This is a genomic window from Frateuria flava, assembly GCF_017837635.1.
Lineage (GTDB): Bacteria > Pseudomonadota > Gammaproteobacteria > Xanthomonadales > Rhodanobacteraceae > Frateuria_A > Frateuria_A flava.
In genome coordinates, this window is record NZ_JAGJRS010000002.1 from 1 (window position 1) to 22,640 (window position 22,640).

The 22,640-nt window shown below is 67.1% G+C and carries 26 protein-coding genes; 12 read left to right on the forward strand and 14 right to left on the reverse strand.

The genetic code is table 11. The features are described 5' to 3' along the window. Positions 1–612: ISL3 family transposase (locus J7I44_RS00415; RefSeq protein ID WP_209614487.1), on the forward strand; the 612-nt coding region annotated here is incomplete at its 5' end. 55 nt (positions 613–667) lie between these two features. Here J7I44_RS00415 and J7I44_RS00420 read toward each other — a convergent pair. Continuing rightward, the gene (locus J7I44_RS00420) at positions 668–1,765 is read right to left on the reverse strand and encodes a right-handed parallel beta-helix repeat-containing protein (protein WP_209614488.1); all 1,098 of its coding nucleotides are present in this window, start codon (positions 1,763–1,765) and stop codon (positions 668–670) included. On the opposite strand from J7I44_RS00420, the gene J7I44_RS00425 reads away from it, so the two are divergent. The 3 genes from J7I44_RS00425 to J7I44_RS00435 all read left to right on the forward strand — a co-directional run bounded on the left by J7I44_RS00425 (position 1,752) and on the right by J7I44_RS00435 (position 3,157). Then, positions 1,752–2,255 carry a hypothetical protein gene (locus J7I44_RS00425; protein WP_209614489.1) on the forward strand — a complete coding sequence of 168 codons (504 nt, stop codon included), beginning with the start codon at positions 1,752–1,754 and terminating at the stop codon, positions 2,253–2,255. The genes J7I44_RS00420 and J7I44_RS00425 overlap by 14 nt on opposite strands. A gap of 75 nt (positions 2,256–2,330) precedes the next feature. Continuing rightward, the gene (locus J7I44_RS00430) at positions 2,331–2,672 is read left to right on the forward strand and encodes an ArsR/SmtB family transcription factor (protein WP_209614490.1); all 342 of its coding nucleotides are present in this window, start codon (positions 2,331–2,333) and stop codon (positions 2,670–2,672) included. Next, positions 2,669–3,157 carry an SRPBCC family protein gene (locus J7I44_RS00435; protein ID WP_209614491.1) on the forward strand — a complete coding sequence of 163 codons (489 nt, stop codon included), beginning with the start codon at positions 2,669–2,671 and terminating at the stop codon, positions 3,155–3,157. Before J7I44_RS00430 ends, J7I44_RS00435 begins: the two co-directional genes overlap by 4 nt. 126 nt (positions 3,158–3,283) lie before the next feature. Here the strand turns inward: J7I44_RS00435 and J7I44_RS00440 are convergent, their stop codons facing one another. From J7I44_RS00440 to J7I44_RS00455, 4 genes are all read right to left on the reverse strand, one after another. Next, positions 3,284–3,808, reverse strand: a complete 525-nt coding sequence (locus J7I44_RS00440; RefSeq protein WP_209614492.1) for a DUF2894 domain-containing protein — start codon at positions 3,806–3,808, stop codon at positions 3,284–3,286. Further along, positions 3,798–4,451 carry an OmpA family protein gene (locus J7I44_RS00445; protein ID WP_209614493.1) on the reverse strand — a complete coding sequence of 218 codons (654 nt, stop codon included), beginning with the start codon at positions 4,449–4,451 and terminating at the stop codon, positions 3,798–3,800. The genes J7I44_RS00440 and J7I44_RS00445 overlap by 11 nt, the downstream gene beginning before the upstream one ends. 124 nt (positions 4,452–4,575) lie before the next feature. Then, complete coding sequence (locus J7I44_RS00450) at positions 4,576–6,672, reverse strand: DUF802 domain-containing protein (RefSeq protein WP_209614494.1); 2,097 nt, start codon at positions 6,670–6,672, stop codon at positions 4,576–4,578. Positions 6,673–6,683: 11 nt separating this feature from the next. Continuing rightward, positions 6,684–7,340, reverse strand: a complete 657-nt coding sequence (locus tag J7I44_RS00455) for a DUF3348 domain-containing protein (RefSeq protein WP_209614495.1) — start codon at positions 7,338–7,340, stop codon at positions 6,684–6,686. A gap of 178 nt (positions 7,341–7,518) precedes the next feature. On the opposite strand from J7I44_RS00455, the gene J7I44_RS00460 reads away from it, so the two are divergent. The 3 genes from J7I44_RS00460 to J7I44_RS00470 all read left to right on the forward strand — a co-directional run bounded on the left by J7I44_RS00460 (position 7,519) and on the right by J7I44_RS00470 (position 11,496). Further along, positions 7,519–8,346, forward strand: coding sequence for a YaaW family protein (locus tag J7I44_RS00460; RefSeq protein ID WP_209614496.1), 828 nt, complete (start codon positions 7,519–7,521; stop codon positions 8,344–8,346). After that, positions 8,343–9,320, forward strand: a complete 978-nt coding sequence (locus tag J7I44_RS00465) for a hypothetical protein (protein WP_209614497.1) — start codon at positions 8,343–8,345, stop codon at positions 9,318–9,320. Before J7I44_RS00460 ends, J7I44_RS00465 begins: the two co-directional genes overlap by 4 nt. Positions 9,321–9,444: 124 nt before the next feature. Further along, a complete protein-coding gene (locus J7I44_RS00470; RefSeq protein WP_209614498.1) occupies positions 9,445–11,496 on the forward strand; it encodes a M13 family metallopeptidase in 2,052 nt (683 codons plus the stop codon). Between the two features lie 240 nt (positions 11,497–11,736). Here the strand turns inward: J7I44_RS00470 and J7I44_RS00475 are convergent, their stop codons facing one another. Then, a complete protein-coding gene (locus tag J7I44_RS00475; protein WP_209614499.1) occupies positions 11,737–12,432 on the reverse strand; it encodes an NAD-dependent epimerase/dehydratase family protein in 696 nt (231 codons plus the stop codon). Between the two features lie 271 nt (positions 12,433–12,703). On the opposite strand from J7I44_RS00475, the gene J7I44_RS00480 reads away from it, so the two are divergent. After that, positions 12,704–12,916, forward strand: a complete 213-nt coding sequence (locus J7I44_RS00480; protein ID WP_245187825.1) for a DUF1328 domain-containing protein — start codon at positions 12,704–12,706, stop codon at positions 12,914–12,916. Positions 12,917–13,390: 474 nt separating this feature from the next. Beyond that, positions 13,391–14,086 (forward strand): ion channel, encoded by a 696-nt coding sequence (locus tag J7I44_RS00485; protein ID WP_245187826.1) that lies wholly within the window; start codon positions 13,391–13,393, stop codon positions 14,084–14,086. Between the two features lie 221 nt (positions 14,087–14,307). Here J7I44_RS00485 and J7I44_RS00490 read toward each other — a convergent pair whose 3' ends face one another. The 3 genes from J7I44_RS00490 to dbpA all read right to left on the reverse strand — a co-directional run bounded on the left by J7I44_RS00490 (position 14,308) and on the right by dbpA (position 16,953). Beyond that, positions 14,308–14,490, reverse strand: coding sequence for a hypothetical protein (locus J7I44_RS00490; RefSeq protein ID WP_209614501.1), 183 nt, complete (start codon positions 14,488–14,490; stop codon positions 14,308–14,310). Between the two features lie 126 nt (positions 14,491–14,616). Next, entirely contained in the window at positions 14,617–15,474 is an 858-nt protein-coding gene (locus J7I44_RS00495; RefSeq protein ID WP_342451858.1) for a PA4780 family RIO1-like protein kinase, read from the reverse strand. 99 nt (positions 15,475–15,573) lie between these two features. Next, the gene (dbpA, locus tag J7I44_RS00500; protein ID WP_209614503.1) at positions 15,574–16,953 is read right to left on the reverse strand and encodes an ATP-dependent RNA helicase DbpA; all 1,380 of its coding nucleotides are present in this window, start codon (positions 16,951–16,953) and stop codon (positions 15,574–15,576) included. Between the two features lie 247 nt (positions 16,954–17,200). Between dbpA and J7I44_RS00505 the strand changes: the two genes are divergently transcribed. Next, positions 17,201–17,359 carry a hypothetical protein gene (locus J7I44_RS00505; protein ID WP_209614504.1) on the forward strand — a complete coding sequence of 53 codons (159 nt, stop codon included), beginning with the start codon at positions 17,201–17,203 and terminating at the stop codon, positions 17,357–17,359. A 70-nt stretch (positions 17,360–17,429) separates the two neighbouring features. Here the strand turns inward: J7I44_RS00505 and J7I44_RS00510 are convergent, their stop codons facing one another. The 4 genes from J7I44_RS00510 to J7I44_RS00525 form a co-directional block, all read right to left on the reverse strand. Then, positions 17,430–17,639 (reverse strand): cold-shock protein, encoded by a 210-nt coding sequence (locus tag J7I44_RS00510; RefSeq protein WP_209614505.1) that lies wholly within the window; start codon positions 17,637–17,639, stop codon positions 17,430–17,432. Positions 17,640–17,914: 275 nt separating this feature from the next. Continuing rightward, positions 17,915–18,394, reverse strand: a complete 480-nt coding sequence (locus tag J7I44_RS00515) for a VOC family protein (protein WP_209614506.1) — start codon at positions 18,392–18,394, stop codon at positions 17,915–17,917. 113 nt (positions 18,395–18,507) lie between these two features. Beyond that, positions 18,508–18,792: a hypothetical protein gene (locus J7I44_RS00520; protein ID WP_209614507.1), complete on the reverse strand. Its 285-nt coding sequence runs from the start codon at positions 18,790–18,792 to the stop codon at positions 18,508–18,510. Positions 18,793–18,963: 171 nt separating this feature from the next. After that, positions 18,964–19,911, reverse strand: coding sequence for a LysR family transcriptional regulator (locus J7I44_RS00525; protein WP_209614508.1), 948 nt, complete (start codon positions 19,909–19,911; stop codon positions 18,964–18,966). A 105-nt stretch (positions 19,912–20,016) separates the two neighbouring features. Between J7I44_RS00525 and J7I44_RS00530 the strand changes: the two genes are divergently transcribed. Continuing rightward, complete coding sequence (locus J7I44_RS00530; protein ID WP_209614509.1) at positions 20,017–20,220, forward strand: hypothetical protein; 204 nt, start codon at positions 20,017–20,019, stop codon at positions 20,218–20,220. Positions 20,221–20,318: 98 nt separating this feature from the next. Continuing rightward, the gene (locus J7I44_RS00535) at positions 20,319–20,714 is read left to right on the forward strand and encodes a DOPA 4,5-dioxygenase family protein (protein WP_209614510.1); all 396 of its coding nucleotides are present in this window, start codon (positions 20,319–20,321) and stop codon (positions 20,712–20,714) included. 66 nt (positions 20,715–20,780) lie between these two features. On the opposite strand, the gene J7I44_RS00540 is transcribed toward J7I44_RS00535, so the two are convergent. Next, positions 20,781–22,298: a serine hydrolase domain-containing protein gene (locus J7I44_RS00540; protein WP_209614511.1), complete on the reverse strand. Its 1,518-nt coding sequence runs from the start codon at positions 22,296–22,298 to the stop codon at positions 20,781–20,783. Positions 22,299–22,640: the final 342 nt, after the last annotated feature.

The window sequence follows — 22,640 nt, forward strand, 5'->3', positions numbered from 1 at the left end:
GGTGTGGCCGAGCAGATCCACGCCGTGGCGATCGACATGACGACGGCCTATGAGCTGGAGATCAAGGTTCACTGCCCCAACGCCGAGGTGGTCTTCGATCTCTTTCACGTCGTCGCTAAGTACGGCCGCGAAGTCATCGACCGCGTCCGCGTCGACCAAGCGAACAAGCTCCGTCATGACCGACCGGCGCGTCATGTCATCAAATCCAGCCGTTGGCTGCTGCTGCGTAATCGGGACAACTTGGAGCCTTCCCAGGAGGTGCAGCTCAAGGAGCTGCTGCAGGCCAACCAACCCCTGCTTACCGCCTATCTCATGCAGGACGAGCTGAAACGGCTGTGGTTTCACCGCCGGCCCGGCGGGGCCAAGCGTGCGTGGGAGCACTGGCTGGAGCAGGCCCAAACCAGCGGTATCGCCGCCCTGGCGCTCTTCGCGCAACGGCTCAAGGCCTATCTGCACGGCATCCTTTCCCGATGCCGGCACCCGCTCAACACTAGCGTCGTCGAAGGGATCAACAACACCATCAAGGTCATCAAGCGCAGGGCTTACGGCTACCGGGATCAGGAATATTTCTTCCTGAAGATCCGTGCCGCGTTCCCCGGCATTCCGCGATGAACCAAAAAAAGGGGCAGCCGGAAGGCTGCCCCGCGGAGTACCCAGCCGATGAGGCTTAGCGGGTGTAGGTGTTGTACTTGGCGTTGGAGAAGATGTTGTTCGACACCTTGATGTTGTAGGTGTTCGCGCCGAACTGCAGGTCGCGGCTAAGCGCACCGCCGTTCTTGGTTGCGGACATGTAGCGGGTGCTGTTGTACTTGAGCGTGTTGCCGGTGATCGACCAGTCATGCGACTTGCCGCTGGGGCGCACGCCCGCCAGGCCGTTCTCGGTCATGGTGTTGCCGGTGACGACGACGCCCGGCGCGGACACGCCCAGCACGCCGAACCCACGGTTGCCCTGCATCGTGTTGCCGACGATGGCGATGTCGGAGATGTGGGCGTGCATCTCGATGCCGTTGCCGTTGTTGCCGATGAACTTGTTGTTTTCCAGGCGGATGGTGTTGGTCAGGCCTTCGCTCATCGGCTCGATGTCGACGCCCGCCTCCGGAAGCGTGCCGTTGGTGTTCTGGAAGGTGCTGTTGACGATGTAGACGTGCTGGGCCGGGCCGATCGACATGCCCTGGCGGCGGTTGTTGCTGGACACGATGCCGTTGATGGTCACGTAGTCCGAACGCACGTGCTCGCGACCGACGTCCTTGGCGCCAACCCAGATGCCGTCGCCCCAGAAGTTGGACAGGTTGATGTTCTTCAGCACGACGTTCTTCGACGCCGTGACGTTGATGCCGTAGCCCCACTCGCCGGTGGTGCCCTTGTGCTTGGCGCGGTCACCGACCAGGTTGCCGCCGACCACGCGCACGTCGGTGGCGTTGTAGATCTGGATGACCATGTAGCGGCCGGCGCTGGTCGGGATCACTTCCAGGGTGGCGGCCGGGTCGAGCTTCAGGCGGGTGTGCGAACGCAGCTTGATCGGCTTGGTGGCGTTGACCATGTAGTGGCCAGCCGGAATGAAGACGGTACCGCCGGAGGTCGGCAGCGAGTCGACCGCGGCCTGGATGGCGGCGGTGTCGTCATGCACGCCGTTGCCCAGCGCACCCTTCTGGTGCACGTTCACATAGGCGCCGCCGATGACGGTGCGCGGCTTGGGGTTCCACCAGTTGGCGGCAACCGAGGGGGCTGCGACGGCAGACAGGGCCAGGGCAGTGAACGCCAGCATCAACGGCTTCTTCACAAAGCGCTTTGCAGAGACGGACGTCCGAGAAACGGTCGCAAGCTTTTGGTTCTTAACAAAAAAAGTCATTTTAGGCAGGTCTCAGGTCGTTTTGTCGGGCAAACTTCGTCACGCGAAGCTCACGACAAAAATGCACATCCTTCACGTGTCTGAGCAAGCTCGACAGGAACGCCTGAACCGCAGATTTATGACCACGTTGGCAGAAAGGGCCCGATGGCCCGACGCACTTGACGAGTGCAATGCGAACCACGTCACACTAAAAACCGGCGCGCTTGGGCAGGAGAACGCGGCAGCGATCACATCTTCCGCGGAACGGGAAGTTCCCTACACGGTTGATGGAACGTGTCTGATGCTGTCGGCCAGCATTTCCGTAGCTGAAGACGCGTCGATCCGCGGGTGGCCCGGCCGGGGGTTGGGGCGGTTGCGCTGGGCGGCGGATGGGCCAGTCACCGGAGTGGACTGCGCCGAAACTTAGGTATTGACCTAAGTAAAGCCGACTGCCAGACTGCGGCCGTCGGATCCGATCCGATCCTCCATTGCCGGCATCCACATGTCTCAAGCAGCCACGGTCGACGACGTCTTTTACGCCCTCTCCAACGCGACCCGACGAAAGGTCCTGGAGCAGTTGTCCAGCGGCCCGGCCACGGTTAGCGAGCTGGCCGCGCCCTTCGACATGAAGCTCCCTTCGTTCGTGCAGCACTTGTCCGTGCTCGAACGCAGCCGCCTGGTGAAATCCAGCAAGCAGGGGAGGGTGCGGACCTACGAGATCGCACCGGAGAAGTTCAAGGCCGCCGAAGACTGGTTCGCCGAGAGGCGAAAGTTGTGGGAGTCAAGGCTCGACCGGTTCGACGAATACGTCAGACAACTCAAGGAAAAGGAATCGCAAGCATGAGCAAGCCATCTGCGTTCGATCCCAGGCTCGACATCGTTTTCGAACGGTTCGTCGACGCACCGCCGCGACTGGTGTGGGAAGCCTTGACCCAGCCCGAGCACGTCAAGGAGTGGTACATGCCCAAGGCGTGGGGGCGCGTCGCGCGCTGCGAGATGGACCTGCGTCCAGGCGGCGTCTTCGGCATCGACATCGCAGTCGGGGATGGCCGGGAGGTGCCCAACCTCGGCTGCTTCCTGGACGTCGTGCCGATGGAACGGCTGGTCTGGACGTCCATGTTGTTTCCCGGCTATCGCCCGGCCGTCTTCGACGATGTTCCGATCACCGCGATCATGACGCTCGAACCGCAGGGAGCGGGAACGCGCTACGTCTTCACCGCGCTCCACCGGAACGAGGCCGACGTTGCCGCCAACAAGGAATCGGGTTGGAAAGAGGGCACCGACATCGCCCTGGATCAATTGGTCGAGCACGTGGCCTCGATCAAGTGATTTGGGGATTGAAGACGAACCTCCAATGAACCCGCACGCCCGGATTTTGGGAGCGTCATTCCCGCGAAAGCGGGCATCCATCGCGCTCCAGGACGTGGCCAGGTCGATTCGCTGGAACGTCGAGGCTCACGCCTGCGGCTTGCGGCGGGCGCGCTTTCTGGTCGTCGCCGCGCTGGCGGTGGTGGCCGCACCCGTGCCACCGAGGTTTTCCAGCCACGACAGTTCATCCACGTAGGCGAGGAACGACCTCAGGTAGGTCGGCGACAGCTCGCGCATCAGCGCGATGGCGCGACTGGCGAGGGCGGTGGAGTTGAGCGGGCCGGCGTCGGTGGGGACGTGCGCCACCGACTGCTGCAGCTGGTTTTCGGCGCGGAGCGTGGCCCAGAGCTGGCGAAAGTCGGCCAGCGCGGGGATGTCCGGATAGGCGGCGCGGCCGGGGACGACCCCGTCGGCAAGGTGGTCGAGCAGTTCGCGCAGCGGGCCCGCGGGAGACGGGGCCGCGTGGGTGTCGGACACCACGGTGGATGCAACACGCAGCTCGGCCAGCCGCGCCTCCAGGGTGCGCCGCGCCTCGCCGTCGAGAGCGGCCGCGCGCCTTTCCATCGCCGCGATCAACTGCGCGCGGATGGCTGAGGTCGCGTCAGCGGCCATCGGTGGTCGGCGTGGCGTTCGCGGCCGAGGAACGCGGGATCGGGGCGATCTCGACGCGGCGGTTCTTCGCCCGTCCGGTGTCGTCGGTGTTGGGGCTGACCGGCTGTTGCGCGCCGAAAGCGGCGGCGAACACCGCGTTGGCTGGCACGCCGGCGCCGATCAGCGCGCGGGTGACGGTCAGCGCGCGCTGGGCGGAGAGCTCCCAGTTGTCGGCGAACTGGCGGTTGTCGCCGTGCACGGGCTGGTCGTCGGTGAAACCGCTGACCATCAGCAGTTCGTCGCGCGATTGCAGGTACTGCGCCAGCGGTGCGGCAAGGCTCTGGATGAGCTCGCGCCCCTCGGGCTGCAGCTGGTCGGAGTTGAGCGCGAACAGCAGGTTGCCGCGGATGCCGATGCGGCCGTTGACCAGGGTCACGCGGCCCTGCGCCAGCGGCGTGGCGAGCGCCTGTTCCAGCGTGGTGCGCCGCTGTTGCTCGGCCAGGCGCTGCTTTTCGGCCACTTCGAGCTTGTGCGAGAGCTGCAGCTGCACGCCGATGACGCCGACCAGGATCAGCACGAACGCGCCCAGCAGCACCGACATCAGGTCGCCGAAGGCCCAGATGGGGGCGGTCGATTCACCCTCGAACTCGACTTCGTGGCTCATGGCCTGCCGCCGGACGACCGCGCCGTGGATGCTTGTGGGAGCCCGTTTGCGGGCGGTGTCTGGTGCAGCTTTTTGAAAGGAGCATCGCCCGTAAGCGGACTCCTGCCGGGGTGGGAAAGGGCGTTCATGCCTGGCTCGCCTTGCCGGGTGAACGGCGGCCGGCGAGCTGCTGCATGTCGGCCATGATCTGCTGCTGCGAGAGCACGCTGAGCTCGACTACTTCCTTTGCCTGCGCCACGTAGTAGGCAAGCTGCTCGTCGCTGCGGGCGAGCGAGGCGTCGAGCGCGCCGGCGATCCGTTGCAGGCGCTCCATCAACGCGTCGTTGGCCGCGCCGAACTGCGCCACGCCGGCGCCGAAGGCTTCGCCCAGGCTGGCCACTTCCACCGCGCTGGCGGTGACCTGCGCGGCCGCGGTGTCGAGCTTGCCGGTCTCGGTTTCGATCTGCGCGGCGAAGCGGTTGCCGACGCGGTCGAGCACCTCGGCGGAGGTGCTGACCAGTGCATCGACCGCGCTGCGTTGCTCGGTGGAGGCATGGTTGACCGCATCGAGCAGGGTTTCCAGTGTGGCCAGCAGGCGGCTGCGTTCGTCCAGCATGGCGGTGTCGCGGACCATGCTGTCGGAAAGTTTCTGGCGCAGCTCGCCGACCACTTCGGCCGCCACGCGCGGCGCTTCGGACGCCGCTTCGACCAGACGGGCGATCTCGGCCAGGGTCTGACTGGCGGCGGCCTGGGTTTGCGTGGCGATGGCGCCGGCGGTCTCTTCGAGCGTGTCGCAGATGGCTTGCTGGCGGCTGGCGGTGGCGTCGCCGGTCGCTTGCCACTGGGCGCCGAGTTCCGCGGTGAGCGCGTCGAGTTTCTGCGCCCAGGTGGCCAGGCGTTCCTCGTCGCGCGCTTGCAGCGCCGACTGCAATTCCAGGTGCGAACGGTTGACCGCCTGCACCAGCGCGGTCGCGTGCGATTGCAAGGTTTCGCTGGCGGCGGCCAGCGCGTGCCGGTGGCGCTCGGCCAGTTCCGCATGGACCGCGTCCTGCTTCGACAGTGCGCCTTGCCAGGCTTCGGCAGTGCGTTCGGCGCTTTCGTCCAGGCGTGCGGCGACGCCATCGAGCAGGGTGGATGAGCGCTGCTCGAAGGTGTCGGCGAAGCGGGCGAGCGCGTCGCCCAGTGCCTGTGCATGGGCTTCGTTGGCCTGACGGTGCTGCACGAGCGCGTCGTTCCAGATGCCGGTGACGGTGCGGGCCGTGGTGTCGAAGCCGCTCGCGAGGCCCTCGAGCTGGCGCTGCACGGCGTCGCCTACGCTGGCCTGGATGGCCGCGCTCTCGCGGGCCAGGCTGGCCAGGGTGGATTCGACCACCGGCTGCAGCACGCTGCCGGCGGTGCGCGCGCTATCGGTCACGCTCGCCTGCAGCGACTGTTCGACCGAACGCGCCAGGCGCGTGTACGCCTCTTCGGTGTGGCGGTGAAACGCCTCGCGATCGGCGTGCTGGCGCTCGTGGGCGGCAGCGCCTTGCTGCTCCAGTGCCGTGGCCATCGCCTGCAGGCGATCGATCAGCGCGGGCATCGCGGCGGCCTGTTGCTGCAACAGGCGAAAGGCTTCCTCGCGCTGGTGCGCCTGCGAGTGGACCCGCAGGGTGCTGGCGATCTTCCCGTCCAGCGCGTGCACCGCCTGCAGCCGTTCGCGGCGCACCAGTGCGGAGAGCAGGCCGAGCATGGCGGAGCTTGCGACACCGGCGATCGAGGTGCCGAAGGCGAAGGCCAGGCCGTTGACCGGCGCGGCCAGCGAGCCGCGGATCGCCTGCAGGTCGCTGGCGCTGCCGAGCGCCGTGCCGGTGCCGCGCAGCGTGGCCATCATGCCCAGCAGGGTGCCTAGCATGCCCAGCAGCACCAGCAGGCCGACCAGGTACGGCGTCATAGCCGGTGCCGGCAGCGCGGCGCGCTCGCCTTCGACGCGCAGGCGCACCGCGTGGCGCAGGCCCGGGGCCAGGCGCTCGACCCAGCGGCCGAGATCGGCGGGCGACTCGGTCAGGTCATCGACCGCCTGGCGCAGCGTCGCGGTCGCCTGCCGGTAGCGGAACAGCTCGAATGCGCCGGCGAGGTAGCAGGCGCCGATCAGCAAGGCGACGGCCATGCCGAGCGGATTGTTGCCGACGTAGCCGAGGAGGATCCAGCCGATCGCGGCCAGGCCCAGGGCAAATACGGAAAGAAGAAGCAGACGTTTGAACATGGAGAACCGTGTCAGGAGGTGCGAAGCGTCGCGAGCAGCGCGTCGACCGGTTGAAAACGAAGATCGAGCTCGGCCAGCAACACGCTTTGCATGTCGCGGCGGAAGCCATCGAGCCAGGTAGGAGAGGCGTGCCCGGCGGCGCGCAGGCGTTCGAAGCGGTGGTGCAGCAGGTCGGGCACCTTGGCCAGCAGCGTGTGCTCGCGCGAGGTGAGTGTCGCTTCCATCACCGCGTCCACCTCGGCCAGCCGCACCAGCTCGGGCGAGGCCTGCATGAGCGCGTCGCGCAGCTTGCCGCGCAGGCGACCGGTGGTCGCTTGCAGGGCGCGTTGGCGAGCGAGGCAAAGCTGGCGATAGGCGACAAAGTCGTGGCCGGTATCGGCCGACGCAGGCGCCAGCAGTGGATCGCCTTGGATCGCCGTCGCCAGCGCCTCGCGTGCCCGCATGCACTCGGCGTGCAGGTCCGCGGCGGGCGGTGAGTCGGCCGGCGGTGATGCGGGCTTGCCATCGAGCGCTGCCGCCAGCGACAGCGCGTGGTTCCAGTCCAGCCACTGGCCCAGCCGGTCGGGCAACGACGGGCCGGGCGCGGCCACGTCGACCTCTGCCAGGCGCGCCAGCAGACGGATGAACGTGGGCCCGCGAACCGTCGGGCGGAGTGCAGCTTGCGCCATGCTTTTCGGGGCAAAACCAATAGTTTAGCGCGGGAGCGCGCGCCGGTGTGGACAGGCCGGTCGTGCTTCTGGCGCGCATGCCTGCGGACGGTGGCACCTGCCGGACACCCTTGCCGCAGCGCGTACGCCGGGCGGGACGGTTGCGGGTAATCTTCCCTGCGCTCCCGCCGCACCGGCGATGGCGCACAGCAGCTTTTCAAGCAAAGGGGAAACGATGGCATTGAAGTATCGCAAGGACGAGGGTCTGGCGGTGTTGGCCCTGTCCGGTCATGACGACCTGCAACGGCTGGTTCGCGTCCTTACCCATGACGAGTCCGACGGAGAAAAGCGTCGCACGCAACAGCTGCTGGACGATCCGTCCTACCGGGCGGCAGCCGGGCAGGGGGACCTGCGGCCGGCCTGGAAAGCCATTGCGGCCGAACTGCAGGCGTATGGCGGCGACTCCATCGCCAACGCCTGGCGCAGCCTCACCCAGGATCACACCGGGGTGGCCTACCGCGAGATCGTCATCGACATTTGCGACCATCTGAAACTCGGCGTCAAACCGTCAACCGACATCAAGGAGTTGGAGGACCAGTTGCTGGTCGCCTTGATCTGCGGCGGGAAGGACAAGTTCGAGCCGGAAAACCTGGCCCGGATCATGGAGGAGGTGGCTGACGGCGCCGGCTTGAAGGAATGCCTGCAGGGAAACGTGGCGCTCGACGACCTGCTCCAGCGCATCGCCATCGATGCAAAGGTTTCGTACCTGGCGGCACTCGCCGCACCGGCCATAGCCTCCACCACGCTTCCCTTCCTGGCACGTCTGACCTTGCCGACCGTACTGGCGGTGGTGGCGCCCCGCATGGGCGCGGCGCTGGTGCCGGGATTGAATGTTGCCGCGGCGACCTCGGCGCTGATGTTGCTCACCAGCCCGGCCTACCGGGTGACCCTGCCGGCCGTGCTCGAAGTGATCCGTATCCGACGTCGGGTTCTGCTGTCGCCCATGGACGCGAGGGAGGTCGCATGAGCGCCGTCCTTGATTCGTTGTTGCGCGTGGATTTGTCGCGCGTCTCGGCCCACGTTTTGGAGGGCCTGAAAGCCAAGACGATGACGTTGTCCGCCTCGAACGGCAACGTCTATTGGGCAGCAGATTCCGGCAAGACGGGCATCGTGGCGCAGCTGCCCCTGGTTCCGGTGAGCGCACAGGAGCTGGAATCTGCCGAGCAACTGCTGCAGATCGGCCGGGCCGTCCAAGGGGCGCAGGCGGCAGCGGTCACGGCGACGGCGGTGAGCACGGCGGTCGTCGTGGGCGCGATCGTGGTGGCCACGGCCTATCTCGCGCGCAAGATCGACACGGTGGAGCGCGCGGTGAAGGGCGTCGCGCTGACCGTCGATCAGCAGGATCGTCGCGAGTATCTCGATCGCATGAGCGACTACACCGGCGCCATCCAGGCCGCCTCCGAATTGCTGCAATCGCGTGCGCCGCAAGGCGAGATGGCCAGCCAGGCCGAGCTGCGCCTGGACGATCTGGCCAGGTCGCGACACCAGTTGCTCGTGTTTATCCGGGGGTTGCCGCAGCTGGTCGAATCGCCGGAGCAGACGACCCAGGCGCAATACGAACTGGCCCTTCAGTTCATGCTGGGCATGCTGGATCTGATTCCTGCGGCGCTGGCCGTGGAGCGCGAACTGTGTCTGGCCGCGAACAAGCCTGCGCTGGCCAGGAGTCGCATCAACGATGCCGGCCCCCAGTTCCGTGACGTGCTGGAGTCGTTCCGGCAGTGGTGCGAAGGGCAATATCGACGGCTGGCGCTGGGCCAGGGCGGCTTTGCCGACGTACTGCTGGCGCAGCGGCCGGCGTTGAACCGCTTGTTCAACGTGGCCACGCATGACCTGCTGCTCGGTGGTTTCGATGCCGTACTGGCCACAGAGATCACCAACGCTGCGGTTCAAATTGTCGAAAGTCCTCCCTCCACGACGGAACCGGACCGGGTGATCCCGTAGGCGCATGGCGGGGGGCGAAGTCCCTTGGGCTTCGCTCTCCGCTTGCGGCAAACCGCCACTCCACGGTTTCACGCATGACCTTGCTGCGCGCAAGGTTGCCCTCCCCCTTTTTCGGAAGCAATTCATGGCTCGTCTGGCAACTTCTCTCCGCGTCACGCTGCTGTCGGCGGTGCTCGTGTTCCATGCCGCCGGCGCTTGTGCCGCGGATCGCGCGTCCTCCGGCGATTTCCTGGCGTCGCACATCGACACCTCGGTCGACCCGGGCGTGGATTTCTTCCAGTACGCCAACGGTGCCTGGCTGAAGGCGCATCCGATTCCGGCGTCCGAGGCGGCGTGGGGGATCGGCAACGAGGTCGACGACGCGTTGTATGCGCGGCTGCGCGGGATCAGCGAGTCCGCAACCAGGCAGAAGGCGGCGCCCGGGAGCGACCAGCAGAAGATCGGCGACTTCTGGGCCACCGCGATGGACGTGGCCAGGGCCGACCGCCTGGGGCTGCAGCCGCTGCATGCGGAGCTGGCGCGCATCGACGCCATCAGCTCACCCGCGGGCGTGCTCGATACGGTGTTCGCGCTCAAGCCGATCGGCGATCGCGCGCTGTTCCGCATCGGCGTCGCGCAGGATGACAAGGACAGCGCGACCATGGCGGTGCAGATCTACCAAGGCGGTTTGGGCCTGCCCGAGCGCGACTTCTACTTCAACCCCGAAGCGGGCGTGGCGAAAATCCGCGCCGCCTACGTCCAGCACATGGCGCGCACCTTCGAACTGCTCGGTCGCGACCGCGCCGCGGCAAACGCGGCCGCCACGCAGGTGATGGCCTTCGAGACGGCGCTGGCGAAGGCCTCGCGCAGGCTCGAGGACCTGCGCGATCCGGAGAAGAACTACAACAAGTTGGCGCCGGCGGACTTCACCGCGAAATACACGCCCTTGATCGACTGGAACGCGCGGCTGGCAGGGTGGGCCATCCATCCGACCTACGTGATTGTCGGCCAGCCGGAGTTCTTTGCCGCCGAGGACCGCCTGCTGCGCGAGACGCCGCTGCCGGTGCTCAAGGACTACCTGCGCTATCACCTGGTGGACGGCTACGCGCCGTTCCTGTCCACCGCGCTGGACGAGGAACACTTCCACTTCCACGGCCGCGCGATGTCCGGCCAGCAGGAACAGCGCCCGCGCTGGAAGCGTGTACTGGATGAAGAGAACGACGCGATGGGCATGGTGCTCGGGCGCATCTTCGTCAAGCAGTACTTTCCTGTTGCGTCCAAGCAGCGCTACGAGGCGATGGTCGAGGCGATCCGCGCCACCTTCCACGACCGCATCGAGCGTCTGGACTGGATGAGCCCGCAGACCAAGGCCAAGGCGCTGGCCAAGCTCGCGGCGGTCACGCCCAAGGTCGGCTACCCCGACAAGTGGAAGGACTATTCGGCGCTGGTGGTGGGCCGCCAGTCCTATGCCGCGAACGTCATGGCGGCACGCCGCTGGCAGTTCCAGGACAACCTGGCCAAGTTCGGCAAGCCGGTCGACCGCACCGAATGGGACATGACCCCGCAGACCTACAACGCCTACTACAACCCGTCCAACAACGAGATCGTGCTGCCGGCGGCGATCTTCATGGTGCCGGGCGTACCCGACGATCAGGTGGACGATGCGGTCGCCTACGGCTACGTCGCCGCCAGCACGATCGGCCACGAGATCACCCACGGCTTCGACGACCAGGGCCGCCAGTACGACGCGCAGGGCAACCTGTCGGGCTGGTGGACGACGCAGGACGCGGAGCGCTTCAATACGGCCGCGCAGAAGATGGTCGACCAGTTCAACAGCTACGAACCGCTGCCCGGCCTGCACATCAACGGCAAGGCCAGCCTGGGCGAGAACATCGCCGATTACGGCGGCGTGCTGCTGGGGCTCGAAGCCTTCGAGAAGACGGCGCAGTTCAAGCAAGGCAAAAGGATCGGCGGGCTGACGCCGACGCAGCGCTACTTCCTGGGCTACGCGCTGGGCTGGATGAGCCAGCAGCGCGAGCAGCGGCTGCGCCAGCGGCTGCTGTCGGACGTGCATGCCCCGGCCAAGTGGCGCGTGCTCGGGCCGATGTCGAACATCCCCGCGTTCTACCAGGCGTTCGACGTGAAGCCCGGGCAGCCGATGTGGCGTGCGCCGCAGGATCGCGTGCGCATCTGGTGACCGACGCGCGGGGCGGCCTTTCAGGTAATTCGCCGCCGCACGCCGGCAGGAGTGCGCTTTGGCCTCCTGCCGGCAACTGGACCTGCTGGTGGAGCGCACGCGAGAGGAATGGCACCTCTTGGCAAGGCTTCCCCCATCCGCCCTTGCGGGCACCTTCCCCCGCGCGCGGGGGAAGGATCGGTGCGAGCCTCTCGGGACGACGGGGTTTACGAACCATCCAGCGAAGGGTCTGATTCGCCTTCAGGGAAGAGGGCTTGGCGCCTCTGCGGTGGGCGAAGGCTCGCGCCCGAGGCGATTGATCGCATCGTTCTCCACCACCGGCGGCGGCGACGGATCACGCGCCAGGGCGAGCATCGCCCTGCCGACGCGGGCGGTCGTGGTCATCTGGCCGGGCAGCAGATGCACCGCCAGGGCCAGCGCGGGCGAGCCGAGCCGATACAAAAGGTCCAGCGGCTTGTGCGAGGAGCGGATGCCTTCCACCGGGCGGATGCCGCCGGGCCGCAGCATGACCGTGGTGATCGGCAAGGCCTCCAGGGCACGCTCGGTCTCGCCCTTGGCCCTTGCCACCATCATCCGGCTGCCCGGGTCCGAATAGGCGCCGGAGATGTAGAGGAAGCGCCCCTCCGGATTGTGCCTGGCGAAGGCCTCGGCCACCTTCAGGGTCAGCGTCAGCGTGACATGGCGATAGGCCTCCGCGGTGATCCCCACCAGCGGTGCGCCGGCGCAGTAGAGGCAGGCGTCGAAACCCGCCAGCCGATCACCCAGCATTTCCACCTTGGCGAAGTCCGGGCAGAGCAGTTCCTCCAGCCGGGCGTCCTGGATGCCGGTGGCGTGTCGCACCAACGCGACCACCTGCGCCACGTCCGGGGCACGCAGGCACTCGCGCAGCACCCCCTGGCCGACCAGGCCGGTTGCGCCGGTGATGAGTATGCGCATGGGTCGTCTCCACTCGTGACCATATCCGCGAGCATAGTCCGCCTTGGGGAGGTCGATGCGAAGACGCCACGCGCCTGCCTGGCCGTGCCGTCGGGCTGCGCTCGCTGGGTTCGCGTTGGTGTGTCGGCAGCGACCCTCTCCGGCGGACCGGAGCGCTTTGGCAAGTCGCCGCAGTGCGGCGGGACGCCTGCCTTGCGATTTCCTGCGCAGCGCATTCACGGGACCGCCCGTAGGTTGGCCGCTTGCCGTCGCTGTTTCCTTTCACCGTGCAATGACCGCTGTCCTGCACACGCATACCCGAGGAGAAAAGCCTGTGCTGACCTGGGCCATCATTCTTGCCATCGTTTCGCTCATCGCCGGCTGGCTGGGCTTTGGCACGCTGTCCGGTATCGCCGGCACCATCGCGAAAATCCTGTTCTGGGTCTTCGTCATCCTCTTCGTGCTGGCGTTGCTCGGCATGCTCGGGGTGCTCAGCATTTTCTGACCGGCTGCGAGGCAGGGGACCCGTTTCCGTCGAGCGAACGCACCCGGCAATGGCGCCTCCTGATGCGCATGTCGCGCGGATGCGCCGTGTCGCCGGCGCTCGCGTGTGGAGCGCCGCTGACGCAGCGGTGGATTGTGCCGAGGGGCTTCAAAGCGCCTGTTGTCGGTGAACGTTCCATCATCGCCGGTAGTGGGGTTGCCCGACGATGGGCGATCTCGATGCGGAACACGCCAGCACGTCGGCGGTTGTCCTCGTACGAGGGGATCCTCCTTGCTTTCTGATTTGGGTGAAAGGCGTTCGCGGATGTCCGGCAACAGCCCCGCTTCGATTCCCCATCGGGGGCCTGGCAGCCCGGACTGCGCCTGTCCGAGGCATCCCGCAGCCGCCGGTGCGAAGCAGGCGGCTCTGCCGTGGATTGCGCTGGCGACGTAACCTAGCGGGCCGGGAGCCATTCCCTTCCCAACCGGAGTCGACATGCCAGCTTCCCAAGCATCCTCCCACCGTCGATCTTTACGATGGCGGGTGCTGCTGCGGCGACATCCTTCGGCGTTGCTGCTGCTGGCACAACTGGCCTGCGTGCTGCTCTATCCGTTCGTGGAACAGACGCATGCCGCACGCATCCTGGTTGGCGCTTTCGGGGTACTGATCCTGCTGCTGGCGCTGCGCATGATCGGCCACACCTCGGCGCGCCTGTGGCCGGGTCTGTGCCTGGCGGCCGCCGCGGTGGTGCTGAACGCGCTGTACATCGGCCTGGGAATCGAGCAGTTGCTGCCCTGGCAGGCCGCGCTCGAGGCGGCGTTCTATTTCTATGCGGCCGGTAGCCTGGTGTCGTACATGCTGGCCGACCGGCGCGCCACCACCGATGAGCTCTACGCCGCCGGCGCCACGCTGACCCTGCTGGTGTGGGCCTTCAGCTACCTGCTGGTGCTGTGCCAGGCATGGCAGCCCGGCGCGTTCGGCGGTGCGGTGGACGTCGGCGCGCCGCGGGCCTGGACCGACCTGGTGTTCCTGAGCTTCGCGCTGTTCACCAGCACGGGGATTGGCGACGTGATCCCACTCAGCCCGCTGGCGCGCGCCATCGCCAGCCTGGAGATGTTCACCGGAGTGATGTACCTGGCGCTGGTGGTCTCGCGGCTGATTGGCCTGTCGGTGGCGCAGCGGCGCGATTGACGGGCGGGTTGACGCGTCCCGCGCACACCGTTCCGTAGCCGTCGTGGCTTGTGCTGCGCGCGATCGGCGTTGACGTGCATCGATACTCACCCGGGCCGGATCGGTACCAAGGCGGCGCAGGCAGGCTTCCACGCGAATATCGGATTCGGCCCGCCGGGTCCGGCTGGAACGCGGAGAGGCGCCGTAGCGCCTCTCGATGCGACATCGTTGCGTGGGATGGATCAGTCGTTCTTGTGGCTCTGCTGGCCGGCCTTCACGTGTTGCTCGTGGGTGCCGCCCTGGCTGCCGTGATTGCCGGACGAGCTGCCTGCCGACTTCGACCTGTCGTCGTTCTTGTGGCTCTGCTCGCCTGCCTTGACGTGCTGCTCGTGCGAGCCGCCACGGGTGTTGTCGCTGTTGGCCATATCCGAACTCCGGAATGAGGGAAGGCACGGGCTTTCTGCCGCGCCGGGCGCATCGTCGGACAGCCCGCCTTATGACGCGGTGAGGAGACGGTCAAGCGCCTTGGCGTTCCTTCAGCTCCGGCCTGCTCAGTCCCCGGCCAGCGCCGCCTCGCGCCCCTGCTGGCGGATGATCGCTTCTTCGCGGGCGTCGATGATCGATTGCATCACGCTGTCCACGTCGACCTCGCTTTCGTCGAATGCGAAGCGGCCGCTCAGCTCGCTGTCCGGCCGCAGTTCGCCTTGCTCGAACAGCGCCCACATTTCCTCGGCGTAATACGTGTCCAGCAGTTCCGGCGCGAAACGCGCGAGGCTGATGGTGATGTTGCCCACGTCCCTGCGCAGCATCGTGCGGGCGGCGTTGTTGCCCGAGGCGCTGACCACCTGGGGCAGGTCGATGATCACCGGACCGTCGGGCGCCACCAGCACGTTGTAGGGGGAAAGGTCGCCGTGGATCAGGCCGGCGCAGAGCATGCGCACGACCTGGCGGACCAGGGTGCGGTGGTAGTCGCGGGCGGTGTCGGCCGACAGCTCCACCTCGCCCAGCCGCGGCGCCGACTGGCCATCGGCGTCGGTGACCAGGTCCATCACCAGCACGCCGTTGAAGTAGCCATGGGGCCTGGGCACGCGCACGCCGGCGTCGGCCAGCAGGTAGAGCGCGTCCACCTCGGCGTTCTTCCAGGCGGCCTCGGCCTCCTTGCGACCGAACTTGCTGGCCTTGCCGATGGCCCGCGCCTGCCGGCTGCCGCGCACCTTGCGGCCTTCCTGGTACTGCACGCGCTGCTGGAAGCTGCGCTGTGCCATGTCCTTGTAGACCTTGGCGCAGCGCACCTGTTCGCCCGAGCGCACGACGTAGACGGACGCTTCCTTGCCGCTCTTGAGCGGGCGCAGGACCTCGTCGATGACGCCGTCGTCAATCAGCTCCTGCAGGCCGGTGGGAGTTTTTATGCGTGGGTATGGGTGCTCATGGAAGGGCGGATTATGACCGCTGGGGCATGACTGCCAGCTGGGCCTTGCGACCAGCCGTGACCTGCCGCACGGCCTTGCTCAGCCCAGCGGACGCACCCGGAAGTTGCGCCCCTTGATGCGACCGGCGCGCAAGCGTTCGAGCGCCTTGTTCGCCAGTGCGCGGGTGATCGCGACGTAGGCGCGGGTGGCGTAGACGTCGATCTTGCCGATGTCCCCGGCCTCGAGGCCGGCCTCACCGGTGAGCGCGCCCAGGATGTCGCCGGGGCGCAGCTTGTCCTGCCGCCCGGCGTCGATCACCAGGGTCTTCATTGGCGCCAGGTGCAGCGTCTTGCCGCGTGGCGGCGCGAGCTTGAACGCGCGCCAGGGCAGCGGTTCGCCCAGGGCTTCTTCGATGTTCTGGGCCTTGGGCCGCTCGCGCGGCGTGCACAGCGTGATCGCCACGCCCGACTGGCCGGCGCGGCCGGTGCGGCCGATACGGTGGGTGTGCGTGTCCGGGTCGTGCGCGATGTCGTAGCTGACCACCAGCGGCAGCGCGGCGATGTCCAGGCCGCGCGCGGCCACGTCGGTGGCTACCAGCACGCTGCAACTGCGGTTGGCGAAGCGCACCAGCACCTCGTCGCGGTCGCGCTGCTCCATGTCGCCGTGCAGGGCGAGGGCGGAAAAGCCACGGCGGTCCAGATCCTGCGCCACCGCGTCCACGTCACGGCGCATGTTGCAGAACACCAGCGCGTGCTGGTCGTGGTCGCGGGCCAGCAGCTGGGCCAGCGCGTCGATCTTCTGCACCGGCTCCACCTCGATGAACTGCTGCTCGATCGCCGGCGTAGCCTCGGCCGGCGTCTCCACGGTGATCTCGATCGGGTCGTTCTGCAGTCGACGGCTGGCCGTGCGGATCGCTTCGGGGTAAGTGGCCGAGAACAGCAGCGTCTGGTGATGCTTGGCGATGCGCCCGACGATGTCGTCGATGGCCTCGCCGAAGCCCATGTCGAGCATGCGGTCGGCCTCGTCCAGTACCAGCACCTTGATGCCGCCACCGTGCAGGCTGCCGCGCTTGAGGTGTTCCTGCACGCGGCCGGGCGTGCCCACCACGATGTGCGGATCGTGCGTGAGCGAGGCCAGCTGCGGTCCCAGCGGCATGCCGCCGCACAGGGTCAGCAGCTTGACGTTGGGCAGGCCGGCGGCGAGCCGGCGGATCGCCTTGCTCACCTGGTCGGCCAGTTCGCGGGTGGGGCACAGCACCAGCGCCTGCAGCCGGATGGTGTCGACGTCCAGCGCCTGCAGCAGGCCCAGGCCGAAAGCGGCGGTCTTGCCGCTGCCGGTGCGCGCCTGGGCGATCACGTCGCGTCCGGCGAGGATCGGCGGCAGGCTCTGCGCCTGCACCGGGGTCATGGCGGCGTAGCCGTGGGTTTCGAGGCTGACGAGCAGGGCGGGCTTGAGGGGAAGGGAGGAGAAATCAGTCATTCGTCATGATCGCATCAAATGGCAGGGCAGCCGGCGCGAAGATCGTCTGCAAGGCGCCCTCGCGGGCGACGGTGTAGGATGCCTTGTCGCCATCCGCATCCCCCGTGCGCCCTTCGTGGCCGCTGGCGGCCTGTCGCAAACGCACTCATCCGCACATGCCGGACCCCGCCGCCCACCGCGGCGCTCGTTGCACACGACGGCCGCCCGCGGCGATGGCAGCCTTCACCACAGCCGAGAGGACTCCCGATTGCCCAAGATCAACTATGCGTTCGAAAAGCGCCAGCGCGAACTGGCCAAGAAAAAGCAGCAGGATGCCAAGCAGGCGAAAAAGCGTCCCGTGCGCGAAGGCGACAGGCAGGAAGATGGGCCGGGCACCAGCCCGACTGAGCCGTCGCGGTCGCCCTGAAGACGTCGGGAACGCACGCAAAAGAAAAGCCCGGCACCAGGCCGGGCTTTTCTCGGAACAGGCGTAAGCCTTAGAGCGGCTGGACCTGGTCGGCCTGCAGGCCCTTCGGGCCCTGGGTCACGACGAAGGACACCTTCTGGCCTTCCTGCAGGCTCTTGAAGCCCGAGGACACGATCGAGCGGAAGTGCACGAACACGTCATCGCCGCTGGCGCGGCTGATGAAGCCAAAGCCCTTGGCATCGTTGAACCACTTGACGGTACCGGTTTCAGGTTGCGACATCGTTGTATCTCCTTGGAGCGGATGGATGAGCCGCATGGATGCGGCGGTTTGCTGGTCACAAGGAGGAAACGGGTGCAACGGTGTAGGTGAAACTGCCTCTACAGCACGGGCCACAGTTCACGTGACCCTTGAAACCCAGCCTGTGCACAGTAATAACTGTGCGGCCGGGAATCAAATACTTTCGTGAACGGGCATTTACCTGTCGCGGGCAGGTTTACAGCGCGGGACACGCTTTTTGCCACCGCGTTCCGCAGTTGTCGCGACAGCCGGGCCGTTCAGCCTCGTCGCGCGGCCTCGATGGCCGCGATGTCGATCCGCGTCATTTCCATCATGGCGTCGAATGCGCGCTTGGCCGCCGCCCGATCCGGATCGGTGATCGCAGCGGTAAGGGCGCGTGGCGTGATCTGCCAGGACAGGCCCCATTTGTCCTTGCACCAGCCACAGGCGCTCGGCTGGCCGCCGTTGTCGACGATGGCGTTCCACAGGCGGTCGGTTTCGGCCTGGTCCTCGGTGGCCACTTGGAAGGAGAACGCCTCGGTCTGCGGGAACGCCGGTCCGCCGTTCAAGCCCAGGCAGGGAATGCCCATCACCGTGAACTCCACCGTCAGCACGTCGCCGTGCTTGCCGGCCGGGAAGTCGCCGGGCGCGCGGTGGACGTTGCCCACGGTGCTGTCGGGAAAGGTCTCGGCGTAGAACGTGGCGGCGTCCAGGGCAGTGCCGTCGTACCACAGGCAGATGGTGTTCTTGGCGGGCATGTTCCTTCTCCAGGTTCGGACAGCGAGGGGGCTTTCAGTCTGTCGACGGATGAAGGGCGGGCCGATCGACACGCGTGTGAGCAATCGTGCCCGATGCCGACCGTGCCAGTGGCTCAGTCCGGTGCGAAGCGCCAGGTGTTGTCGAGAAACTCGTCCAGCTCCCACCGTTTGAACGGCGCCCGCCCCCTGAACTTGCCGAGGGCCGCGGATACCACGTTGCGGTTCCAGTGCGTGACCGGTCGGTTGTGCGACTGCAGGTAGTGATCGATGTAGTACTCCGGCGTCCACGCTTGGGTCGAGGATGCCTGTACCCGGTCGATCTTCCCGACGTATGCCTTGTTGGGGTGGCCCGACCAGTCGCCCAGGGTCTGGCCGAGTAGTTCAGCGCTATCAAGCATGACGTGTCCCGTTGAGCTTTCAGACAGTGGGTGATTAGTCCTGCGGGCCGGTCCAGCAGCTGTCAAAAGGCCGTCCCGCAACGGCTGATTATGGCTAACGGGCGCCAAATGACAGCGCCGGTTAAGTCCTGCGTTGCGGGCAGTTCAGGCAACCGGAGTCGTGTATGGGCGTCAGCGGCGGGTTCTTGCGGTCGGGGCAGGCCGGATCGTGGATTCCGGCGATGCGGCCGAAGGATCTTGTCCGTAGCGCGCCAGCAGGAAGTCGATCGCGCTGCGCAGCTTGGCCGTGGGATGACGGTCCTGCGCGTAGATCAGATGCATCGGGGAGGGCGTGAGCGACCAGCCCGGCAGGACGCGCAGCAGTCGCCCCGCGGCCAGGTCCTCGGCCAGCAACGGTTCGGGCTGCAGCGCGATGCCGATGCCGCCGAGCGCGGCAAGGCGAAGCGCGTTGCCCTGGTTGGCGGTGAAGCGCCCACCCACGGTGACGGCGCAGGTGATGCCATCCGGCCCGACCAGCCGCCACACGTCGGATCGCCGCCAGTACGACATGCCCAGGCATTCGTGATGGGCCAGGTCGTCCGGTCGCGCGGGGTGGCCGTGGCGGGCCAGGTACGCGGGCGAGGCGGCCAGGATGCGCCGGTAGTGACGCAACGGCCGTGCGACCACGCCCGGCTCGGTGACGTCGCCGACCAGGATGCCCAGTTCGAAGCCACCGTCGGCGAGGTTCGGCGGACGGTTGTCCAGCGTCAGCTCGACGCTCACCTCGGGATGGCATGCCATGTACTCGGCCAGCGCGGGCACCATGTGGCTGCCGAAACCTACCGGCGCCACCAGTCGCAGTCGCCCCTTCGGTGCGGCCTGCAGTTCCAGCGCGCTTGCCTCGGCAAGTGCGACTTCGAGCAGAGCCTGCTTGCAGCGCTCGTAGTAGAGCCGCCCCACATCCGAAAGCTGCTGTTTGCGCGTGGTGCGGTGGAGCAGGCGGGCGCCCAGCCGTTGCTCGATCGCCGCGACGTGCTTGGCGACCATGGTCGCGGAGACGCCGCTGGCTTCGGCGGCGGCGGCGAAGCTTCCGCAGTCCACCACGCGCACGAACATTTCCATGCCAGCCAGCTTGTTCATGATTCAAAACCATGGGGTTGGTTATCAAGCAAAGTCTGGCACGTTTATCTCGTCCTGGTGCGGCCTCAACATGCCGGTTACCCTTCCGCAGCGAGGAGCGTCGCCATGCCGAGCCTTCATCTGGACATCCCCAGCATCGACTGGATCGCGCGTCCTACGCGCGGCGAAAAGCCCGGCAGCGGCAAGGGGCGCCCCGCCGAACACGCGCAGATTCCCCCCACGCCTGCGGTGGTACCGCGCGACCGCTCGGCGTGTGAGGTCCAGCCGCCGATCCTGCGGCCTGGCGGGCTTGCCGGAGCCATGGCATGAGGTGGACCCGTGCCGGTGCGGATATAAAAGACGCTCGGGTCCACGCGCCGGGGAGGCGTCCGGCCATATCGGCGAGTCTTTCCCCAGGGGCGAACACCATGAGCGATGCGCACGCGCCGTACCACGCGCACATCTACTACGAAGCAGCCAGCCGCCCGCTCGCCGAGACCATGCGCTGCGTGCTGAGCCATCGGATGGCCGCCGGCGAACTCGCGCCGTTGCGCTTTGTCGGCAGCCTCAGGGATGGCAAGGCCGGGCCGCATCCCCTGCCGCAGTTCGAGATCCACTTCACTGCCGAGGGCCTGGCGGTAATACGCGAGATCATCCGGGCGTCCGGACTGACCGCATTGATCCATCCGCTGACCGACGACGACCTCGCCGATCACACGCGCCTGGCCGAATGGATCGGCACGCCGTTGGCATTGGCACTGGACACGCTCGATCCGCCAGGCCGCAACAAAGGCGTTGCGCGTTTCGGGTTGTCGGATTTCTAGTCACCCGGGGGCGTGACTACACGACCCGGCGGTGACGATCCCGGATGCGATCGCAGGGGCCGCTGATCAGCGTGGGTCCGCGGTGTCGTGCTGTCGTGCGAAAACCATGTCCTCGAGCCGGACTGCGACCACCTCGCCGTGGTCCGGCTCGAAGGTCAGCACGTTGCCGCTGTTGGGGACCAGTTCCACGCGGACCTGGTCGTCCTTGGGATAGCCGGTGGCGATGGCGTGCAGGCGGCCCCAGTGGACCGCCATGGTGCCGTGGCGGTCGACGTCGATCCGCATGGTGCCGAGCAAGGGGTTCGCGTAGGTGCCGGCGTATGCCGCGCGCGGTAGCGTGAGGTGCCAGGGACGGGCGTCGATCGCGTCACGCTGCGCGCGTACCTGCCGGCGCAACTCGGCGGCTTCGCCCGGCAGCGCGGCGAAGCGCTTTGCGACCGTCGCTTCGTTGCCGGTGTGCAGCAGCACGCCGTACACGTAATCGGCGATCAGATTGGACACGCGGGGACAGAGCATGTCCTCGTTGCACAGGATGACCAGGCCGGCGTGCTCGTCCGGCATGAACGACAGGTGGGCATGGAAGCCTGCGAAGCCGCCGAAGTGGTGAAGCATGCGGTGGCCCTTGTACTTGCCCGTGTACCAGCCCCACGCATAGCCGGTGCGCTCGAAGTCGAGGTAGTGCGCCTGGAGGCTTGCCTGGGTTTCATGCGATCGCCCGATGGCGCGGGCCAGCAACGGGTGGTTCCGGCCGGGTGGATCCAGTTGCGCGATCAGGAAACGCGCCAGGTCCGGCGCGGTGGATACCATGCCGCCGGCTGCCTGCATGGTGTCGTCGGCCTTGGTGAGGTACAGCGGCGCCTGCGGATCGGCGGAGGCCAGCGAATAGGGCAAAGCCATCGTCCAGCCGCGCGCCCGCGCCTGGCTGATGTAGGCGGAGGTCTGCTGCATGCCCAGCGTCTCGAAGAGATCGTGCTGCAACTGTTGCTGCCAGGGACGCTTGAACCGCGCGTCCAGCCAGACGCTGGCGATGTTGTAGCCCACGTTCGTGTACTTGAACGTGCCGTGCGCGGCCTCGGCGTCGGTGCCCGACCGTCCCACCAGCGCGCGCAGCGTGTGCGGATCATGCAAGCCGCTGAACGCAGTGGCCCAGACCAGCGGCTCGTTGTCGATGCCGGAGGTGTGCACGAGCAGATCGCGCAGGGTGACGGTGCCGGCGTCGATGCCCGCGACATGCAGCCCGGGGAACATGTCCTGCATGGGCATCGCCAGGTTCGCCTGTCCCTGCTGCGCCTTGAGCAAGACGTCCAGGGCGGTGAACGGCTTGGTGGCCGAGGCGATGTAGAAATCGGTGCGCGCGGTGACCGGCGTGCGGCGCGCGATATCGGCCAACCCGAAGTAGCCTTGGTAGACGACCTTGCCATCGTGCACTACCGCGATCGCCATGCCGGTCGGGTGGCCGATGGACGCGTCGGTCGCCGCCACGAGCTTCGCGAGCGGGCTGAAATCGGGCGGGGGACGGTCGGCGCGTGCCGGCTGGGTCAACGCCAAGGCGACGGCGGCGAGGATGGGCGCGAGTGGTTTCATGAGTGTTCGTCTGCGGCAATGGATGCCTGTCAGAGAGACGTTTCGCGCCGGTCTGGTTGCGACCGATGGATCAATAGTGTGTCGCAAACCGTTGCGTGGCCCGGGCCCCGACGCCGGCATAACCGCCTTCCCGAAGCAGGCGAGCCCGCCGGAGGTAAGCGGGCCGCCTCGGGCTTCGCTGCCTCCGAGCGTTGACCGATAGGCGACCAGACCGCTTCTGCCTAAGCTACGCAGGCCGGGCTTCAGCTTGGCCGTGGGGTAGGTGGGCCGGGTTTCCGGCTGTCTGCGCGCAGAGAGGGATACCGATGCATGGGGAGATCGAAAGCGTGGCCTTGTCTGATG

Coding starts and splice junctions, on each gene's coding strand:
- J7I44_RS00460 (WP_209614496.1), top strand. CDS start 7,519: ATGGCGCACAGCAGCTTTTCAAGCAAAGGGGAAACGATGGCATTGAAG.
- J7I44_RS00510 (WP_209614505.1), bottom strand. CDS start 17,639: ATGTCGCAACCTGAAACCGGTACCGTCAAGTGGTTCAACGATGCCAAG.
- J7I44_RS00525 (WP_209614508.1), bottom strand. CDS start 19,911: ATGAACAAGCTGGCTGGCATGGAAATGTTCGTGCGCGTGGTGGACTGC.
- J7I44_RS00420 (WP_209614488.1), bottom strand. CDS start 1,765: ATGCTGGCGTTCACTGCCCTGGCCCTGTCTGCCGTCGCAGCCCCCTCG.
- J7I44_RS00540 (WP_209614511.1), bottom strand. CDS start 22,298: ATGAAACCACTCGCGCCCATCCTCGCCGCCGTCGCCTTGGCGTTGACC.
- J7I44_RS00455 (WP_209614495.1), bottom strand. CDS start 7,340: ATGGCGCAAGCTGCACTCCGCCCGACGGTTCGCGGGCCCACGTTCATC.
- J7I44_RS00445 (WP_209614493.1), bottom strand. CDS start 4,451: ATGAGCCACGAAGTCGAGTTCGAGGGTGAATCGACCGCCCCCATCTGG.
- J7I44_RS00470 (WP_209614498.1), top strand. CDS start 9,445: ATGGCTCGTCTGGCAACTTCTCTCCGCGTCACGCTGCTGTCGGCGGTG.
- J7I44_RS00530 (WP_209614509.1), top strand. CDS start 20,017: ATGCCGAGCCTTCATCTGGACATCCCCAGCATCGACTGGATCGCGCGT.
- J7I44_RS00485 (WP_245187826.1), top strand. CDS start 13,391: ATGCCAGCTTCCCAAGCATCCTCCCACCGTCGATCTTTACGATGGCGG.
- J7I44_RS00450 (WP_209614494.1), bottom strand. CDS start 6,672: ATGTTCAAACGTCTGCTTCTTCTTTCCGTATTTGCCCTGGGCCTGGCC.
- dbpA (WP_209614503.1), bottom strand. CDS start 16,953: ATGACTGATTTCTCCTCCCTTCCCCTCAAGCCCGCCCTGCTCGTCAGC.
- J7I44_RS00515 (WP_209614506.1), bottom strand. CDS start 18,394: ATGCCCGCCAAGAACACCATCTGCCTGTGGTACGACGGCACTGCCCTG.
- J7I44_RS00535 (WP_209614510.1), top strand. CDS start 20,319: ATGAGCGATGCGCACGCGCCGTACCACGCGCACATCTACTACGAAGCA.
- J7I44_RS00430 (WP_209614490.1), top strand. CDS start 2,331: ATGTCTCAAGCAGCCACGGTCGACGACGTCTTTTACGCCCTCTCCAAC.
- J7I44_RS00480 (WP_245187825.1), top strand. CDS start 12,704: ATGACCGCTGTCCTGCACACGCATACCCGAGGAGAAAAGCCTGTGCTG.
- J7I44_RS00475 (WP_209614499.1), bottom strand. CDS start 12,432: ATGCGCATACTCATCACCGGCGCAACCGGCCTGGTCGGCCAGGGGGTG.
- J7I44_RS00465 (WP_209614497.1), top strand. CDS start 8,343: ATGAGCGCCGTCCTTGATTCGTTGTTGCGCGTGGATTTGTCGCGCGTC.
- J7I44_RS00490 (WP_209614501.1), bottom strand. CDS start 14,490: ATGGCCAACAGCGACAACACCCGTGGCGGCTCGCACGAGCAGCACGTC.
- J7I44_RS00520 (WP_209614507.1), bottom strand. CDS start 18,792: ATGCTTGATAGCGCTGAACTACTCGGCCAGACCCTGGGCGACTGGTCG.
- J7I44_RS00435 (WP_209614491.1), top strand. CDS start 2,669: ATGAGCAAGCCATCTGCGTTCGATCCCAGGCTCGACATCGTTTTCGAA.
- J7I44_RS00440 (WP_209614492.1), bottom strand. CDS start 3,808: ATGGCCGCTGACGCGACCTCAGCCATCCGCGCGCAGTTGATCGCGGCG.